The sequence below is a fragment of the Pseudomonas fluorescens HK44 genome, from assembly GCF_000217955.3.
GTDB lineage: Bacteria > Pseudomonadota > Gammaproteobacteria > Pseudomonadales > Pseudomonadaceae > Aquipseudomonas > Aquipseudomonas fluorescens_AQ.
This window is the reverse complement of sequence record NZ_AFOY02000023.1, coordinates 164,106-182,204: the sequence shown is the minus strand read 5'-3', so window position 1 is coordinate 182,204 and position 18,099 is coordinate 164,106. Positions and strand designations below refer to the sequence as shown.

Sequence of the window (18,099 nt, the reverse complement as noted above, 5' to 3'; positions counted from 1 at the left end):
ATTAACAAGGCGAAAACACACTGCCTTACCAACTCCTTCAGGCTTCGATGAACTGAAGCGTAACCGCTGTCGAAAACTGCGTAACTCTTTGTTTACCAAGGAGTTTTCCGTTTCGACTGCGCCGGAAGTGGGGCGAATTATAGACTTCCAGAATCTGCCGTCAACACCTATTTTCATAAATCTGTCATATCAGTCAAAAAGCCCCGAAAACACGAAGGCCGGTCCACCGCTATATAGAGGTGGACCGGCCTTCTGCCCTTCTACTTACAAACTAGGGAATGCGAACTGCGAGGCTTCATGGCTTGCACGTTGTGGCCAGCGCTGGGTAATCGCCTTGCGACGGGTGTAGAAACGCACACCATCCGGGCCATACGCATGCAGGTCACCAAACAGTGAACGCTTCCAGCCGCCAAAGCTGTGGTAAGCCACTGGAACCGGCAGCGGAACGTTAACCCCAACCATGCCGACTTCGATCTCGTCGCAGAACAACCGCGCCGCCTCACCGTCACGCGTGAAGATGCAGGTGCCATTGCCATACTCGTGATCGTTGATCAGTTGCATGGCGTCTTCCAGGCTGTTGACCCGAACGATGCACAGCACCGGCCCGAAGATCTCCTCTTTATAGATGCGCATCTCTGGCGTGACGTTATCGAACAGGCAGCCACCCAGGAAGAAACCTTCCTCATGACCGGCAACACTCAGACCACGACCATCGACAACCAGGGAAGCGCCGCAGGAAACACCGTCTTCTATATAGCCACTGACTTTGTCGCGAGCCTGACCGGAAACAAGTGGTCCCATGTCCAGGCCACACGAAGTGCCGGCACCGATTTTCAACGCCTTGATTTGCGGGACCAGTTTGGCCACCAGCGCATCCGCGACCTGATCGCCGACACACACGGCCACCGAGATCGCCATGCAGCGCTCGCCACAGGAACCGTAAGCCGCGCCCATCAGTGCGCTGACTGCGTTATCCAGATCAGCATCCGGCATCAGCACCGCGTGATTCTTCGCCCCGCCCAACGCCTGGACGCGTTTGCCGCGCTTGGTGCCTTCGGCGTAGATGTATTCGGCAATCGGCGTCGAGCCGACGAAGCTCAGTGCTTTGACTTCAGGCGCTTCAATCAACGCATCGACTGCAGCCTTGTCACCGTGAACCACGCTCAACACGCCTTTCGGCAGGCCGGCTTCCAGCAGAAGCTGAGCGATCAGCAGCGTCGAGCTTGGATCACGCTCGGATGGCTTGAGGATAAAGCAGTTACCGCAGACGATCGCCAGCGGATACATCCACAGCGGCACCATCGCCGGGAAGTTGAACGGAGTGATACCGGCCACTACGCCCAATGGCTGGAAGTCCGACCAGGCATCGATGTTCGGGCCGACGTTACGGCTGTATTCGCCTTTGAGGATTTCCGGTGCAGCACAGGCGAACTCGACGTTTTCGATACCGCGCTTCAATTCGCCCGCGGCGTCTTCCAGCGTCTTGCCGTGTTCTTCGCTGATCAATTGAGCGATACGCGCTTCGTTCTGCTCCAGCAATTGCTTGAAGCGGAACATCACCTGGGCGCGTTTGGCCGGTGGCGTGTTGCGCCAGGCCGGAAATGCAGCCTTGGCCGAGTCGATGGCTTTTTGAATGGTTTCGCGGCTGGCCAATGGCACTTTATGGATTGGCTGGCCAGTGGACGGGTTGAATACGTCAGCGCTGCGAGCGTTATCGGTCACCAGTTCGCCATTGATCAAATGCGGGATGAGGCTCATGCGGGGCTCCTGAAAAATTGTCCACAGACGCGCATCGCTGCGCGTCCGTTGTTTGTTCTTATATAGAAGGGCTAATCAGTCGATCTTGTTCAGCACTTCGCCGACCGCATCGAACAGACGATCGAGATCCTGCGGCTTGCTGTTGAAGGTTGGGCCGAACTGCAGGGTGTCGCCGCCGAAGCGCACATAGAAACCCGCCTTCCACAGCGCCATGCCCGCCTCGAATGGACGCACGATGGCATCGCCGTCGCGCGCAGCGATCTGGATCGCACCGGCCAAACCGTAGTTACGAATGTCGATGACGTTCTTCGAACCTTTCAGACCGTGCAGCGCATTCTCGAAATGCGACGCGACTTCGGCCACGCTCTGCACCAGGTTTTCCTTTTGCAGCAAGTCGAGTGCCGCGAGGCCGGCAGCGCAGGCCACCGGGTGCGCGGAATAGGTGTAACCGTGCGGGAATTCCACCGCGTATTCCGGCGTCGCCTGGTTCATGAAGGTCTGGTAGATCTCCGAACTGGCGATCACCGCGCCCATCGGGATGGCGCCGTTGGTGACTTGCTTGGCAATGCACATCAGGTCCGGGGTCACACCGAAGCTGTCAGCGCCGAACATCGAACCGGTACGACCGAAGCCGGTGATGACTTCGTCGAATACCAGCAGGATGTTGTGCTGATCGCAGATTTCGCGCAGACGCTTCAGATAACCCTGCGGCGGAACCAGTACACCGGCAGAACCGGCCAGCGGCTCGACGAACACCGCTGCGATGTTCGAGGCGTCATGCAGTTCGATCAGTTTGAGCAGCTCATCGGCCAGGGCGATACCGCCCTCTTTCGGCATGCCACGCGAATAGGCATTGCTGGCCAGCAGGGTGTGCGGCAAGTGGTCGACGTCCATCATCGCCTGACCAAACAACTTACGGTTGCCGTTCACGCCACCCAGGCTGGTGCCGGCGATATTCACACCGTGGTAGCCACGGGCACGGCCGATCATTTTGGTCTTGGTCGACTGACCTTTCAGACGCCAGTAAGCGCGGACCATCTTCACGGCTGTATCGGCGCACTCGGAACCGGAGTCAGTGAAGAACACGTGATTCAGATTGCCCGGGGTCAGCTCGGTGATTTTCTCGGCGAGCTGGAACGACAGCGGGTGACCGTACTGGAAGCCCGGCGAATAATCGAGGGTGCCCAACTGTTTGGCCACCGCTTCCTGGATTTCCTTGCGGGTATGCCCTGCGCCGCAGGTCCACAGACCCGACAGCGAGTCATAGACTTTACGGCCCTTGTCGTCGATCAGGTAGCTGCCTTCAGCGGCAACGATCAGACGCGGGTCGCGCTGGAAATTGCGGTTGGCGGTGTACGGCATCCAGTGGGCATCGAGCTTGAGTTGGCTGGCCAGGGAGACCGGGGCGTTTTCAGGCACGTTCATGAGCAAAAACCTCGCAGGGCAATAAACGGCGTAGGGATTAAAAGCGTTCTTGCAGCTAAGTTGCCACGACGATAAAGTCGGTGAAATCCAACTCTTCTAACCTTCAGTCAGGCAATCACTAAACTATGAGCAGCCGCCGACCCGACCCACTGGCGCAAGTCAGCGACTTTGATATCCGTCTGCTGCGGATCTTTCGCAGCGTGGTCGAGTGCGGCGGCTTCTCTGCAGCCGAAAGTGTGCTCGGGATTGGGCGCTCGGCCATCAGCCAGCAAATGAGCGATCTTGAACAACGACTGGGTCTGCGCCTGTGTCAGCGGGGTCGAGCCGGGTTCTCGCTGACCGAAGAGGGTCGCGAGGTCTATCAATCGGCGTTGCAGCTATTAAGCGCGCTGGAAAGTTTTCGCACCGAGGTCAATGGCCTGCATCAACACTTGCGCGGTGAATTGACCATTGGCCTGACCGATAACCTGGTCACCCTGCCCCACATGCGTATCACCCACGCACTGGCGCAGTTGAAAGAGCGCGGGCCGGACGTGCAGATCCAGATCCGCATGATCGCGCCCAATGAAGTCGAACAAGGCGTGCTCGACGGACGCTTGCATGTCGGTGTGGTACCGCAGGCCAGCGCCTTGTCGGGCCTTGAGTATCAGCCGCTGTACAGCGAGCGTTCGCTGCTTTACTGCGCGGTCGGCCATCCGCTGTTTTATGTCGACGATAAACAGCTGGACGATGAACGCCTGAATAGCCAGGACGCGATCGCCCCGACCTTCCGTTTACCGGCCGAGATCCAAGCGCATTATCAGGCGCTCAATTGCACCGCCAGCGCATCGGACCGCGAGGGCATGGCGTTTCTGATTCTGACCGGGCGCTACATCGGTTACCTGCCAGACCACTACGCCAGCCTGTGGGTGCAGCAAGGTCGCTTGCGCGCGCTCAAACCCGACGCACGTTTTTATGACCTGAGCCTGGCATCGGTTACACGCAAGGGGCGTCGCCCGCATTTGGTACTGGAAAGTTTTCTGGAAAGCCTTGCGGCGACTCGATAATCCGCACGAAAGGCCCAGCGTTGACGCTTTTATAGCGACAAGGCTTGTCGGATTCCCGTGGGTGCGCTATCAACGCACCGTGCATCCACTGACCCGCTCGGAACCGCCCATGACCTTTGAAGTCCCAGCCCACGCAGGCAAGCCTGCCAGCCGCATTCGTCAGAAGAACGAAGAGGCGATCCTCAAAGCCGCCGAAATCGAATTCGCTCGTCACGGCTTCAAGGGCACCAGCATGAACACCATCGCGCAGAATGCCGGGCTGCCCAAAGCCAATCTGCATTACTACTTCACCAACAAGCTCGGACTGTACATCGGGGTGTTGAGCAACATCATTCAGTTGTGGGACAGCACCTTCAACACCTTGACCTGCGACGACGATCCCGCCGAAGCGCTGACCCGCTACATTCGCGCCAAAATGGAGTTCTCCCGCCGCCAGCCACAAGCCTCGCGGGTGTTCGCCATGGAAGTCATCAGCGGCGGTGAATGCCTGACCGAGTACTTCAATCAGGATTACCGTGCCTGGTTCCAGGGCCGCGCGAACGTGTTTCAGGCCTGGATCGACGCCGGCAAGATGGACCCCGTAGACCCGGTGAACCTGATCTTCCTGTTATGGGGCAGCACCCAGCATTACGCCGACTTCGCGACGCAAATCTGCCGCGTCACCGGTCGTACCAAACTGACCAAGCAGGATATGGAAGACGCTGGCGATAACCTGATCCGTATCATTCTTAAAGGCTGCGGCCTCACTCCAGCCATTTAAGACGTTCAGCCATGCCTTTTACCCTTGCAGGCCTTTGCGAATACCGCGAAGAGATTCGCAAAAGCCGCTTCATCGCCCTCGCGGCACCGATCACCAGTGCTGCCGAGGCGCAGGCGTTCATCGAGCAGCACAGCGATCTGAACGCTTCACACAATTGCTGGGCCTGGAAACTCGCCGATCAGTACCGCAGCAGTGACGACGGCGAACCGGGCGGCACTGCTGGCCGGCCGATACTCGCGGCGATCGAAGCGCAGGATTGCGATCAGGTCGCAGTCGTGGTGATTCGCTGGTACGGCGGCATTCAACTGGGCACTGGCGGCCTCGCCCGGGCCTATGGCGGCAGCGCCAATAAATGCCTGCAAGGCGCCGAGCGGATTGCCTTGATCAGCCGGGTGCCGATCCGTTGTGCTTGCAGCTTCAGCGAACTGGTGCTGGTCAAACTGCGTGTGGCCGAGCTGGGCGGGTTGGTGGTGGAAGAAACCTTCACCTCCAATGGTGTGGAACTGCAACTGGCCATCGGTGAGACACAGATCGATACCTTGCAGCGTCAATTGGCGGATGTGAGTCGCGGACGGATTGTGTTGCAGCGCTGAAAAACAGGCTGCGATCTTTTGGGGCACCGGCGCCATGCCAACATTTCCGACACTTGCCCACAACCGCTGTGCACCCGACTGTGGATAACCTGAGCACACAGCGCTGTAACCCTTCCGCCACGTGGCTTTGCAGCCGTTGATCATTTTTCGTTCAACCGGCCATCCACAGGTTCAATTCCACCGCAAAACAAACAGTTAGAGCGGCATATCACCTTTAGAAGAAAGCCTTACAGTGCTTATGCCCGGGTTTTGAGCTTGCGCACAAATACTGTGGAGCAACCTGTGGATAACCCGTTCATGGCTGGCGCAGTCGCATAGCCGGCTTAGCCCGCAGCCACATGCTCATTTTTTAACCAGATTGCCGAGTACCAAATCTGCACCCCCTCCTGAACCTCGCCCTGAAGTAGTGCCTGACCCCGAATCAAACTTCTGCATTTGATCGCCCAACGTCTGGGCTTTACGCTTGGCGAGATCGGAACAGCGTGGCCGTGCTCTAGTTGGCCAAGGACCCGGAATGCGCTATCGCCCAATTGCTGCAAGACAAACTGAGCCTGATCGAAACCCGCATCGCCGAGCTCGGTGAGTTGCGCCAGGAACTGCAACAACGGCTCGGGCAACGTTGCCCATTGAACCCATGACCCTCTTTTATCAAGGAAGCCACTCATGTCTACGGTAAAAACCGCACTGATCATCGGCGCCTCACGCGGCCTCGGCCTGGGGCTGGTGAAAACCCTGCTGGCCGACGGCTGGCAAGTCACCGCCACGGTGCGTAACCCGAAGAGTGCCGAGGCGTTGCAGGCGCTGGGCAAGGTACGGATTGAAAAACTCGACATGGACGATCAGCAAGCGGTGATCGCCCTCAGTCAACAACTCAAAGGCCAGGTGTTCGACCTGTTGTTCGTCAACGCCGGAGTCAAAGGCCCGGAGGTGCAGACACCCGGTGGCGCAACGCTGGCCGAAGTGGGTCAATTGTTCTTCACCAACGCCGTGGCACCGATCAATCTGGCCCAACGCTTCGTCGGGCAGATCCGCGAAGGTAGCGGCGTATTGGCGTTCATGAGTTCGGTACTCGGCAGCGTGACCATGCCCGACGCCCCTGAATTGGCGCTGTACAAGGCCAGCAAAGCGGCGCTGAACTCGATGACCAACAGTTTCGTCACGCAGTTGGGTGAACAGAAACTGACCGTGCTGTCGCTGCATCCGGGCTGGGTGAAAACCGACATGGGCGGTGAAGGTGCGGACATCGATGTCGACACCAGTACCCGCGGGCTGGTCGATCAGGTGAACGCCTATGCCGGCAAGGGTGGGCATCATTTTGTGAATTACCGGGGTGAAACGATTCCCTGGTAATGGTTGCCTGACAGGACGCCATCGCGGGCAAGCCTTGCTCCTACACGATGTGTATTAATCCCAGAGCCGGGATACGACACATGACCTGTAGGAGCAAGGCTTGCCCGCGATAGACCGCGAAGCGGTCTCCACGTAAACTCTGAACTTCGCCCCCCGCGGCGACCCTGGATCAGCAGACAGGGCAACACTGAGCTGGCGAACCTGAACCCAACTTTCAGAGGAGCCGGCAAATGCCTGCGACCCGTATCTGGTTAAAAAATCCCCTCGCGATCTTCACGGCCAACGACCTCGATGCCCGTGGTGGCCTGGTGCTGCAAGACGGTTTGATCGTCGAAGTACTCAAGCAAGGCCAACAACCCGCGACACCCTGTGGACAAGTCTTCGATGCCCGTGAGCATGTGATCCTGCCCGGGCTGATCAACACTCACCATCACTTTTATCAAACCCTGACCCGCGCCTGGGCGCCGGTGGTCAATCAGCCGCTGTTCCCCTGGCTGAAAACTCTCTACCCGGTCTGGGCCCGACTGACCCCTGAAAAACTCGCGCTGGCGACCAAGGTGGCCCTGGCTGAATTGCTGCTGTCGGGTTGCACCACTGCCGCCGACCACCATTACCTGTTTCCCGAGGGTCTGGAAAACGCCATCGACGTGCAGGTCGAAAGCGTCCGTGAACTGGGTATGCGCGCCATGTTGACCCGTGGCTCAATGAGCCTCGGTGAAAAGGATGGCGGCCTGCCGCCCCAGCAAACCGTGCAACAAGGTGAAGTAATTCTCGCCGACAGCCAGCGCTTGATCGCCGAATACCACGAACGTGGCGAAGGCGCACAAGTCCAGATCGCCCTGGCGCCCTGCTCGCCGTTCTCGGTCACGCCGCAAATCATGTCGGCCAGTGCCGAATTGGCGAACACACTCGATGTGCGCCTGCACACCCACCTTGCCGAAACCCTCGACGAAGAGGATTTCTGTCTGCAACGCTTTGGCCTGCGCACCGTCGACTATCTGGACAGCGTTGGCTGGCTCGGCCCACGCACCTGGCTGGCGCACGGCATTCACTTCAACCCCGACGAAATCGCCCGCCTCGGCGCGGCGGGCACCGGTATCTGCCATTGCCCGAGTTCGAACATGCGCCTGGCATCAGGTATTTGCCCAACCCTGGAACTGATGGCTGCCGGCGCACCGCTGGGCCTGGGGGTCGACGGTTCAGCATCCAACGACGCCTCGAACATGATCCTCGAAACCCGCCAGGCGCTGTACCTGCAACGACTGCGTTATGGCGCGCAGAAGATCACTCCGCAATTGGTACTGGGTTGGGCCACCCAAGGTTCGGCGAAATTGCTTGGCCGCAGCGACATCGGCGAACTGGCGGTGGGCAAGCAAGCCGACCTGGCACTGTTCAAGCTCGATGAACTGCGCTTTTCCGGCAGCCATGACCCGATCTCGGCATTGCTGTTGTGTGGCGCGGATCGTGCAGACCGGGTAATGATCGGCGGCAAATGGCGAGTGATCGACGGGCAAGTCGAAGGGCTGGACCTCAAAGGCTTGATTGCCGATCACAGCCAGGCGGCGCGGCAATTGATCGCCGGCATCTGACCGGACGCCATCGTGGGCAAGGGCTGGCCCTTGCCCACGCTTGCCGACACCCAGGCTTATGAGCTGGCTTGATGAACCGACCGGTCAGGTTTTGCTAATTGTTTCTACAGGCATCTGTAGAATGCTCACTATCTGCACCCTGATGAGAAAAGAATATGTACGACTGGCTGAACGCCCTGCCCAAAGCAGAATTGCACCTGCACCTGGAAGGCTCGCTGGAGCCTGAGTTGCTGTTCGCCCTGGCCGAACGCAACAAGATCGCCCTGCCGTGGAGCGACGTCGAAACCCTGCGCAAGGCGTATGCCTTCAACAACCTGCAAGAGTTCCTGGACCTGTATTACCGGGGCGCCGATGTGTTGCGCACCTCTCAGGACTTCTACGACCTGACCTGGGCCTACCTGTTGCGTTGCAAGGCGCAGAACGTGATTCACACCGAACCGTTCTTCGATCCGCAAACCCATACCGACCGAGGCGTGCCGTTCGAAGTGGTGCTTAACGGCATCGCCAGCGCGTTGAAAGACGGTGAGCAGCAACTGGGCATCACCAGCGGTTTGATCCTCAGTTTCCTGCGTCACCTGAGCGAAGAAGAAGCCGAGAAAACCCTCGTCCAGGCGCTGCCGTTCCGGGATGCATTTGTCGCCGTCGGCCTCGACAGTTCAGAGATGGGCCACCCGCCGAGCAAGTTCCAGCGCGTGTTCGATCGCGCTCGTCATGAAGGTTTCCTGACCGTTGCTCACGCCGGTGAAGAAGGTCCGCCGGAGTACATCTGGGAAGCCATCGATCTGCTGAAAGTACAGCGCATCGACCATGGCGTGCGCGCCATCGAAGATGAGCGCCTGATGCAGCGGATCATCGACGAACAGATCCCGTTGACCGTTTGCCCGCTGTCCAACACCAAGCTGCGCGTGTTCGATGACATGTCCCAGCACAACATCCTCGACATGCTTGAGCGTGGGGTGAAGGTTACGGTGAACTCGGATGACCCGGCGTACTTCGGCGGTTATGTCACCGAGAACTTCCATGCGCTGTATACCCATTTGGGCATGACCCAGGATCAGGCCAAGCGCCTGGCGCAGAACAGCCTGGATGCACGGTTGGTCAAACCGTAAGCTTCACTGCAAAACCAATAATGAAATGGCTACCCCCGCCGCCCCCTGTGATCGCCCACTAAGCTTTCGCAGGGGGCTCATCGGAGACCGTTGCCATGAACAAAGTAGCTATTGCCGCCATCGATCTGGGAAAACACTCTTTCCATCTACACGCGCAAGATGATCGTGGTCATGAGTTTACCGCAAAAAGTTTACTCGTGCGGCGCTCATGCAGCACCTGATGAATCTCGAACCCTGCACCGTTGTGATGGAAGCCTGCGGCGGAGCCCACTTCATGGCGCAGGAGGTCGCGAAGCTGGGACATACGCCCAAGCTCATTGCCCCGCATCTCGTACGCCCTTACGTGAAAAGCAACAAAAACGACTTCGCTGATGCCGAGGCGATCTGCGAGGCGGCGACTCGTCCAACAATGCGCTTTGTACACCCCAAAACCCAGGCTCAGCAGCTGCTGGCCATGCTCAACTCGACACGCGATTCGTTCATCAAAGAGCGCACCGCGACCGTCAATCGGATTCACGCAGCGCTTTTGGAGGTCGGCGTCAGTCTGGCCACAGGCTTCAAGCCCATCAAAGAACTGCCCGCTCGGCTTGAAGCGAGTTCAATTCCTGTGCCCATCAAAAAACTTCTGACGAGGTTGCAGGAGCACTTCACCTATCTGGATGGGCAGATCAAGACGCTGGACAAGGAAGTGGAATGCCAGGCCGCCGAAGATGATCTGGCGGCTCGTTTGATGACCATGCCCTGCGTAGGCCCGATCACCTCCAGCGTCCTGGCTGCCGAATTGGGCGATGGCAAGCAGTTCAAATGCGGCCGAGGCTATTCGGCCTCAATCGGGCTGATACCCAAACAGCATTCTACGGGCGGCAAGACCGTCCTGCTGGGCATCAGCAAGCGAGGTGATCGCAACCAGCGGCGCCTGCTTGTCCAATGTGCCCGTGTTTACCTGATGCAACTGGACCGACAGAAAGGCTGGCTGGCGGACTGGGTCCGGCAGCTATTGGCCCACCATCACTCCAACCATGTGGTCTGCGCGCTGGCCAACAAGCTGGCAAGGATCGCCTGGGCGATTGCTGGCCCACCACACTGAATTTGATGCAGGGCCAACCGCGATGAACGCCTGACCCTGCTGTCACCCGAGCACCACCCACCTGGTTTTGCGATGCTGGATAACAGATGACGTGAACGGCTAACCGGCCTGACGACAACCCTGAGCTCCCACACGGCTGAAAGGCCGTTCGAATAATTAGGATCGTTAGGCATCGATTCTCATCGAGGCGCGGGGTTGCCACCCCACACAGACGCCGGATAGATGAAAGCAAGCCAAACACGCATCAAAAACAGTATTGCAGAAAAGGGGGTAACCATAGATGTGGGAGCGAGCTTGCTCCGGGCGGCGATCCGACGATGAGGCCATAACATTCAATACCAATGTTGAATGTCAGTCCGCCATCGCGAGCAGGCTCGCTCCCCCATTGAATCGGTGTTTAACCGACTTGCGCGACCTCGCTCAACTCCTCCAGCGTCTTGCCCTGCGTCTCCATTCCGAACAACCAGACCACGCCCGCGGCAATGGCGAAACACATCGCGCCCAAGGCGAATACCCCGCCCTGCCCCGTTATCGGGAACACCAGCCCGGTGACCAATGGCCCGAGCAACGAGCCAACCCGGCCAATCGCCGAGGCAAATCCGGAACCGGTGGCTCGCGCCGAAGTGGGATAGAGCTCCGGGGTATAGGTGTAGAGCACGGCCCACATGCCGAACAGGAAGAACTGCATCAGCAGGCCCGAACTGATCAACAGGCTGACGTTGCCGCCAAACACCGCGCTCTGCCCATACAAAAACGCCATCACTCCACCACCGAGCAAGGTGATGATGCACACCGGCTTGCGCCCCCAACGCTCCACCAGCCAGGCAGCCATGAGAAAGCCGGGAATCCCGCCAAGGGAAATCAGCACGGTGTAATACACCGACTGAGTCACGGCAAACCCTGACTGTTGCAGCAATGCGCTGAGCCAGGACGTCAGGCCATAGAAGCCAAGCAAGGCAAAAAACCAGACGCTCCAGATCATCATTGTGCGTTGGCGATACAAGGGTGACCAGATTTCATTCAAGGCCGAAAGAAAGTGCCCCGGACGACTCTCGACTCTAGGCAAACGAATCGGCTCCGGCAGATCGGCGCGCCCCAGCGAGCCCCGCACCTTGTCTTCAATACGCTGCAAAACCCGGTCCGCTGCCACGTGGTGCCCGGCCTGTGCCAGCCAGCGTGGTGACTCGGGAATGAAGAAGCGGATCGCCAGGACAAACACCGCTGGCACTGCCAGCACCAGGAAGATGTCGCGCCAGCCAACCAGCGGTAACAGGAAGTAGGACACCACGCCCGCCGCGACAAAACCCAGCGGCCAGAAGCCATCCATCAACGCGATGTAGCGCCCGCGCCGTTTGGCCGGGATCAATTCGGACAACATCGATTGGGCAATCGGAAATTCCATGCCCATGCCGATCCCCAGAAGAACCCGAAACAGCGTCAACGTCTCGACGCTTTGCGCCGTAGAACAGAGGTAACTGGCGATGCCCCACAACACGATGCTCCACTGAAACACCGGTTTGCGCCCGAAGCGGTCGGCAAGCATCCCGGACAAAGACGCGCCAAGCACCATACCGAAGAAGCTCGAACTGGCCAGCAATCCGGCCTGCGCCGTGCTCAGAGCGAACTCGGCTTTGATCGACCCCAAGAGGAATGTCATCATCGCCAGGTCCATGGAGTCGAAGAAAAACGCCAGGGCGATGATGATGAAAATGATCCGGTGATAACCGCTGATGGGCAGTCGTTCCAGACGTTCTGCCGCGCTATAGCCTTGCGTTTCCATGCCGTATCCCCCATTCGATAATCCTCGAATCGAGTGTGCGGGATCGCCTGGGGTCACTATTGCTGGATACGACCCGGCCACAGCTCTGAGCGACGTCTGAAACCTCTGGCCACAGACGTCGATTTCAAGGGCTGCTAGAGCGCCATTTCCAACTCGGCCTCTTTGGCGAACTGATCGATTTCACGCTGACCGGCCGCGGTGATCTGCAGAACACGCGTGTCGCCGGGCAGATTCAACCAGCCCGACTGCATGAACAGCTGCAACACCGCCGCCCCCAGTGTGCCGCCCAGGTGCGGTCGACGCTCGCTCCAGTCAGGACAGGCGCAGACTACGCGCGAGGTGCTGTGGGCCAGGGCCTGAATGAACACGCCGTGGGTTGCCAGCCGATTGGCGCCTTTGTGGGTCACGATGACACGCTTGTCCAGCTGTTCGATCCAGCCGGCATCGAGCATTCGCTGATACAGATCGGCTGCCAGGCTTCCCCCCAGATGGTCTTCACAGAGCCTGGCCCGAAGCAATGACGAAGGCGCCGTACGCACTTTCGTCAATGGGCTGGTGCGTTTGAGCAACTCTGGAACCTTGCCTGGCAAACTGGCCAGAGTGGCGCTGGCCAGCGCTTCAACCGCCGCACCGATTTCGGGAGCCGCAAGCCGGAAAAACCGCTTGCGCCCACGCTCCTCGACTTTCAACAGTCCACCGCTGGACAAACGCCCCAGGTGCGCATTGGCCGACGACGGCGACAAGCCTGCCAGCAATGCCAACTCCTCGGATTGCCGTGCAGTACCGTCCATCAAGGCCCACATCATCGCGCTACGCTTCGGGTCTGCCAGCAACGTGGCTATCTGGCTGATGCAAGGTGCATGTTCCATGTATTCACTCCCTGTTGAATCATTTGTCTACTGCTCTGGGACATCTTGACCAGTAATGTGCTGCCGGCCAAGGCGTGAAAACCGCCAAAAGCCGGGCGGTGTAACCAACGGATGCGACGAATCTCTTCGAAAAACCCGACCGGGCTGAATAATGATCGGCACAGCGTCCAACCGCTTGGAGCGAGGCTTCGCAACTTCGCTGACAACGGTGCGACACCAGGCGGACGTTAGTATATGCGCGATGATCTTCGGTTCCTGTCCGCCGGAAGCTTTTGGAGGTGATAGTTCCTGCCAGAATTTTCCCTATTTACGTGCGACTACTCGCCCGCACCGATCATTGCTGGCCATTGAGCCGACAATTGGGCACATCGTGACTTGAGCATTTCACTCAGCAGGTTCACCGGCTTACTCAATTGAGCGCGATGGGCGCACAGCAAATTCAGCGGTGCGCGCTCGCAGTGCAGCGTCGGCATCAGCACCTTCAAGCGCCCGGCCAATACATCGCCGGCTACATCCAGCCAGGACTTGTAGGCAATTCCGGCACCGGCCACCGCCCACAGACGCACTATGTCCGCGTCATCACTGAAGCGATCACCGCTGACGGTCAGGCTCACCTCCCGTTTACCGTCATGAAAACTCCAGTGGTCGTGAACCCGGCTGCCCAGCATGTACAACAGGCAATTGTGCTGGGCCAGTTGCTCCAGCTGGCGCGGTTCGCCATGCCGTGCGAGATAGTTCGGTGCAGCACACAACACGCGACGGTTGTCCGCGGCGATCGGCAGCGCCACCAGGCTTGAGTCTTCCGGCTCCCCGTAGCGCAGGGCAATGTCCACCGGTTGGCGGAACAGATCGGCAATCCGGTCTCCCAACAGCAGGCGCACCGTCAGTTTTGGATGCTCGCGCTGGAATTCATCCAGCCACGGCAGCAGTAAATTGCGACCGAAGTCCGAAGGTGCCGACAGCTGCAATACGCCGCTGACCTGATCCTGTCCGCTGGCCAGCAAACGACGCCCTTCATCCAGATTGCCCAGTGCTGCGCGGGCATATTCAAGGAAGCCTTCGCCCTCTGCGGTCAGACGCAGGCTGCGGGTCGAACGCGCCAGCAACCGCGCGCCCAATTGCTGTTCGATCCGCTTCAACGCAGCACTGGCCACCGCCGCCGACAGGTCCATGACCCGCGCCGCCGCAGACAAGCTGCCCAGATCTGCGGCACGCACAAACAACTGCAAATCGTCGAAACGCAGCATCAACCCACCTGCATTATCAAAAAAATATTGAAAGAGACTGTTCTTTTAGCCGGTTTTATCTTCAAGAGAAATCACCAATCATCCATGCCATCGAATGATCCGTGAGAAATCCCCCATGAAAGCCATTGCCTACTACCGTTCGCTACCTATCAACGATCCAGAATCGCTGCAAGACATCGATCTGCCCGAGCCGGTTCCAGGCAAACGGGATTTGCTGGTTGAAGTCAAAGCCATCTCGGTCAATCCGGTGGACACCAAGATTCGCCAGAATGTCGCGCCTGAAGATGGCGCGGCAAAAGTGCTGGGCTGGGATGTGGCCGGCGTGGTCAAGGCGGTCGGCAGCGACGTCAGTCTGTTCAAGGCCGGTGACAAGGTTTACTACGCGGGCTCCATCGCGCGCGCAGGTGGCAACAGCGAACTGCATGTGGTGGACGAGCGCATTGTCGGCCATATGCCAACGTCCCTGAGTTTCGCCTAAGCCGCCGCGCTACCGCTGACCGCGATCACTGCGTGGGAGTTGCTGTTCGAACGCCTGCAAGTGCGCGAAGGCAAGACCGCTCAAGGCCAAAGCCTGCTGATCGTCGGCGCCGCCGGTGGTGTGGGCTCGATCCTGACTCAACTGGCCAGTCAGCTCACCGCACTGAACGTCATCGGTACTGCCTCTCGCCCGCAGACCCAAAGCTGGGTACGCGAACTGGGCGCAAACCTGGTGATCGATCACAGCCAACCGCTGAGCGAAGAACTCAAGCGCGCAGGCCACCCTCAGGTGACACACGTCGCCAGCCTGACCGAAACCGACCAGCACTTCGAACAACTGGTCGAAGCCCTCGCGCCTCAAGGCAAGCTTGCGCTGATCGATGATCCGAAGGCACTGGATGTCACCAGGCTAAAACGCAAGAGCCTGTCGTTGCACTGGGAATTCATGTACACCCGCTCGCTGTTCGAAACCGCCGACATGCTCGAACAGCACAAGCTACTGAACCGGGTGGCCGGGCTGATCGACGCAGGCACATTGAAAACCACGGTCGGCGAACACTTTGGCACGATCAACGCGGCCAACCTGCGCCGCGCCCATGCACTGCTGGAAAGCGGCACATCCAGGGGCAAGATCGTCCTCGAAGGCTTCCAGGGTTTTAGATGACGGTGTGTTCCGCTTGCTGTTTCAGAAACGACGCACACCGTCAGTCTGAGGAGTTGATCCGCGTCACAAATCCGATTTGATTCAGGTCTACAATCGAGCTTCCCGCAATGCAGTCTTTTAGGTGAGGAAGTCAGCAATGAAGATCCTGATAAAAGAATTGGCAAAATCCCAGTGGCAGGTCCGCCTGGACAACCACGCGGTGAACTTCCGCAGTGAAGCCGAAGCTCGCGCTTTTACCTCGACCCTCGAGGCTCGCTTGCACGCTCCTCATCAACTCCCCGAACGCCAGCAACGAGCAACCGGCTGACTCAAGTCACGGCTTGCGCTGCCCGGGCAACTTGCAGCCGACGGGTGAGCATCGCGACGCTCACCACTAATATTCCGCACAGGCTGATGACCATCGCCATCGGCATCGCTGTGCCGTCGTGCAGTACGCCCACCAACGCCGCCGCTCCAGCGGCAACACTGAACTGCAAGCAACCGAGCATCGCCGAAGCGCTGCCTGCGCGCGCGCCCTGTCCGCTCATGGTGCACGCCGACGCATTGGGAATGATGCAACCCAGGCTTGCGATGCAGATGAACAGCGGGATCAGCAACGGCCACAAATGCTCGGTATGCAGTGAACTGACCGCCAGCAAGGTCAAGCCTGCCGCCAGATAAATCCATACGGTGCGCGCCAGCAAGAAGGCCGGGCCGCGCTTGGAGAGCAACCGGGCATTGACCTGCGCCACCAGAATGAAGCCCGCCGCATTGGTGCCGAACAGCCAGCCAAAGTGCTCGGCCGGGACACCGTAAAGCTTGATGAACACGAAAGGCGAACCGGCGATGTAGGCAAACATCCCGGCAATCGCGATGCCACCGGTCAAGGCATGTCCGAGAAAGATCCTGTCCGACAGCAGCCGACCGTACTGGCGCAGGGCACCCGACAATGGTTGACGTGGCTGGTTGGCCGGCAAGCTTTCCGGCAGGCCCACGGCAACCGCCAGGGCTGACAATGCGCTGAACACCGTCAAGGCGATAAAGATCGATTGCCAGCCATACAGGTTGACCAGCAGACCGCCGAGCATTGGCGCAAGAATCGGGGCCAGGCCCATCACCAGCATCAGCTGGGAAAAGACTTTCGCCGAACCCACCGCGTCGCACTTGTCGCTGACCACCGCGCGGGAAATCACCATCCCGGCGCAGCCGCCCAACGCCTGAACGAAACGGGCCGCGATCAGCCACTCAAGGCTTGGCGCAAACGCACACACCAACGAGGCCAGAGTGAACAGACCGACGCCCACCAGCAATGGAATGCGTCTGCCGAAGCGATCGGCCACCGGGCCATAAGCCAACTGACCAATCGACAAGCCCAGGAAATAGGCTGCCAGGGTCAACTGGACATGTTTTTCATCAGTACCGAAAGCTGCCGCCATGGCCGGGAAGGCTGGCAGATAGAAGTCGATGGCCAGCGGCCCGAAAGCGCTCAAGGCGCCAAGAATCAGAAGGGTGCGGAGGTTCATCAGGCGTCCAGTGATACGTCAGTCGGCAGCCCCACAGTCTAGCCGCGCCTGGACGCCTTGAACATTCAGATAGGTCGCTAACTATTAAAAAGGTTCAGGCCAGCGTCACTTCATAACCTTCTTCTCTGATCAGGTTGATGACTTCTTCAGCAGACAGTTCACCGCTCTCGACGCCAACCTCCTTCGTTGCGAGGTCGACCCGAACACCGGCCGCCGGATCCTTGGCTTGCAGCGCTTGGGTAATGGCCCGCACACAGTGACCGCACGACATTCCTTGAACGTTGAATACTTGCATGAGAGAGCTCCTTTGATGAGGTTGAAGTCAGTCTTGAGCTTGCCACCGTGGCAAGGTCAAGTTCTGCTTTGATCTGCCGGGCTGGCAATCATCGCCGCGCTCGGCCAAGCTTCGCCATCAATGACTCAAAAGCAGGAGATGCAGCCATGCGCTGGTCAGCTTTCAGCCTATTCAGCATGCTCAGTCTTTTCGCCGCTGCGCCCTCGGTCAATGCCGAAGACTACGGTGTGTTGATCATTTCTCGCGAGCGCCTGGAAGTCGCGACCTCGTGCGAGATTGGCGTGTACATCCAGGATCAGTTGTCAGCGCGGTTGTTCCAGGAGCAAAGCACCTCGTTCAATTTGCCGCCGGGTAACTACTCCTTGCGGCTCAAACTGCTGCCCGGCCAGGCGCCAGGTTGCAGTGCCGGGATGCTGGCACCGGGTTCGCAGAACATCACGCTGCGGGCGGGTGACCTGTTGAAATTCCGCATTGCCATGAATCAGCAAGGCATGTACCTCAAGCCCGCCGCGCTGGGGTATTGATCCACCCGTTTTCTGTGGGAGCGT

General features: G+C 58.9%; 15 protein-coding genes and 3 pseudogenes. 11 read left to right on the top strand and 7 right to left on the bottom strand.

Going from position 1 to position 18,099, the window contains the following annotated elements; translation table 11 throughout:
* Positions 1–264: 264 nt before the first annotated feature.
* The gene (locus HK44_RS26625; RefSeq protein WP_019693709.1) at positions 265–1,758 is read right to left on the bottom strand and encodes a CoA-acylating methylmalonate-semialdehyde dehydrogenase; all 1,494 of its coding nucleotides are present in this window, start codon (positions 1,756–1,758) and stop codon (positions 265–267) included.
* Positions 1,759–1,833: 75 nt separating this feature from the next.
* Positions 1,834–3,183 carry an aspartate aminotransferase family protein gene (locus HK44_RS26620; protein ID WP_019693710.1) on the bottom strand — a complete coding sequence of 450 codons (1,350 nt, stop codon included), beginning with the start codon at positions 3,181–3,183 and terminating at the stop codon, positions 1,834–1,836.
* A 125-nt stretch (positions 3,184–3,308) separates the two neighbouring features.
* Here HK44_RS26620 and HK44_RS26615 point away from each other — a divergent pair, with 125 nt between their 5' ends.
* The 8 genes and pseudogenes from HK44_RS26615 (at position 3,309) to HK44_RS26580 (ending at position 10,751) form a co-directional block, all read left to right on the top strand.
* Positions 3,309–4,229 carry a LysR family transcriptional regulator gene (locus tag HK44_RS26615; RefSeq protein WP_019693711.1) on the top strand — a complete coding sequence of 307 codons (921 nt, stop codon included), beginning with the start codon at positions 3,309–3,311 and terminating at the stop codon, positions 4,227–4,229.
* A 109-nt stretch (positions 4,230–4,338) separates the two neighbouring features.
* Entirely contained in the window at positions 4,339–4,989 is a 651-nt protein-coding gene (locus HK44_RS26610) for a TetR/AcrR family transcriptional regulator (protein ID WP_019693712.1), read from the top strand.
* An 11-nt stretch (positions 4,990–5,000) separates the two neighbouring features.
* The gene (locus HK44_RS26605; protein ID WP_019693713.1) at positions 5,001–5,582 is read left to right on the top strand and encodes an IMPACT family protein; all 582 of its coding nucleotides are present in this window, start codon (positions 5,001–5,003) and stop codon (positions 5,580–5,582) included.
* 441 nt (positions 5,583–6,023) lie between these two features.
* A pseudogene (locus HK44_RS26600) lies at positions 6,024–6,220 on the top strand (MerR family DNA-binding protein); the annotation flags it as partial.
* A gap of 25 nt (positions 6,221–6,245) precedes the next feature.
* Positions 6,246–6,932 carry an SDR family oxidoreductase gene (locus HK44_RS26595; protein WP_019693714.1) on the top strand — a complete coding sequence of 229 codons (687 nt, stop codon included), beginning with the start codon at positions 6,246–6,248 and terminating at the stop codon, positions 6,930–6,932.
* A 230-nt stretch (positions 6,933–7,162) separates the two neighbouring features.
* Positions 7,163–8,521 (top strand): 8-oxoguanine deaminase, encoded by a 1,359-nt coding sequence (locus tag HK44_RS26590; RefSeq protein WP_019693715.1) that lies wholly within the window; start codon positions 7,163–7,165, stop codon positions 8,519–8,521.
* A 155-nt stretch (positions 8,522–8,676) separates the two neighbouring features.
* Positions 8,677–9,630 (top strand): adenosine deaminase, encoded by a 954-nt coding sequence (locus HK44_RS26585; protein ID WP_019693716.1) that lies wholly within the window; start codon positions 8,677–8,679, stop codon positions 9,628–9,630.
* Positions 9,631–9,725: 95 nt separating this feature from the next.
* Positions 9,726–10,751: pseudogene (locus tag HK44_RS26580) on the top strand (IS110 family transposase).
* A gap of 363 nt (positions 10,752–11,114) precedes the next feature.
* Here HK44_RS26580 and HK44_RS26575 read toward each other — a convergent pair.
* The 3 genes from HK44_RS26575 to HK44_RS26565 all read right to left on the bottom strand — a co-directional run bounded on the left by HK44_RS26575 (position 11,115) and on the right by HK44_RS26565 (position 14,613).
* Entirely contained in the window at positions 11,115–12,497 is a 1,383-nt protein-coding gene (locus HK44_RS26575) for an MFS transporter (RefSeq protein ID WP_019693717.1), read from the bottom strand.
* A gap of 134 nt (positions 12,498–12,631) precedes the next feature.
* Positions 12,632–13,366: an ArsR/SmtB family transcription factor gene (locus HK44_RS26570; RefSeq protein WP_019693718.1), complete on the bottom strand. Its 735-nt coding sequence runs from the start codon at positions 13,364–13,366 to the stop codon at positions 12,632–12,634.
* Between the two features lie 317 nt (positions 13,367–13,683).
* Positions 13,684–14,613, bottom strand: a complete 930-nt coding sequence (locus tag HK44_RS26565; RefSeq protein WP_019693719.1) for a LysR family transcriptional regulator — start codon at positions 14,611–14,613, stop codon at positions 13,684–13,686.
* Positions 14,614–14,728: 115 nt separating this feature from the next.
* Between HK44_RS26565 and HK44_RS26560 the strand changes: the two are divergent.
* Positions 14,729–15,754: pseudogene (locus HK44_RS26560) on the top strand (zinc-binding alcohol dehydrogenase family protein).
* A 136-nt stretch (positions 15,755–15,890) separates the two neighbouring features.
* A complete protein-coding gene (locus HK44_RS26555) occupies positions 15,891–16,061 on the top strand; it encodes a hypothetical protein (protein ID WP_019693720.1) in 171 nt (56 codons plus the stop codon).
* 1 nt (position 16,062) lies between these two features.
* On the opposite strand, the gene HK44_RS26550 is transcribed toward HK44_RS26555, so the two are convergent.
* Positions 16,063–17,256 (bottom strand): multidrug effflux MFS transporter, encoded by a 1,194-nt coding sequence (locus HK44_RS26550; RefSeq protein ID WP_019693721.1) that lies wholly within the window; start codon positions 17,254–17,256, stop codon positions 16,063–16,065.
* A 94-nt stretch (positions 17,257–17,350) separates the two neighbouring features.
* Positions 17,351–17,551 (bottom strand): heavy-metal-associated domain-containing protein, encoded by a 201-nt coding sequence (locus HK44_RS26545; protein ID WP_019693722.1) that lies wholly within the window; start codon positions 17,549–17,551, stop codon positions 17,351–17,353.
* Positions 17,552–17,697: 146 nt separating this feature from the next.
* Here HK44_RS26545 and HK44_RS26540 point away from each other — a divergent pair, with 146 nt between their 5' ends.
* Positions 17,698–18,075 (top strand): hypothetical protein, encoded by a 378-nt coding sequence (locus HK44_RS26540; RefSeq protein ID WP_019693723.1) that lies wholly within the window; start codon positions 17,698–17,700, stop codon positions 18,073–18,075.
* Positions 18,076–18,099 lie beyond the last annotated feature (24 nt).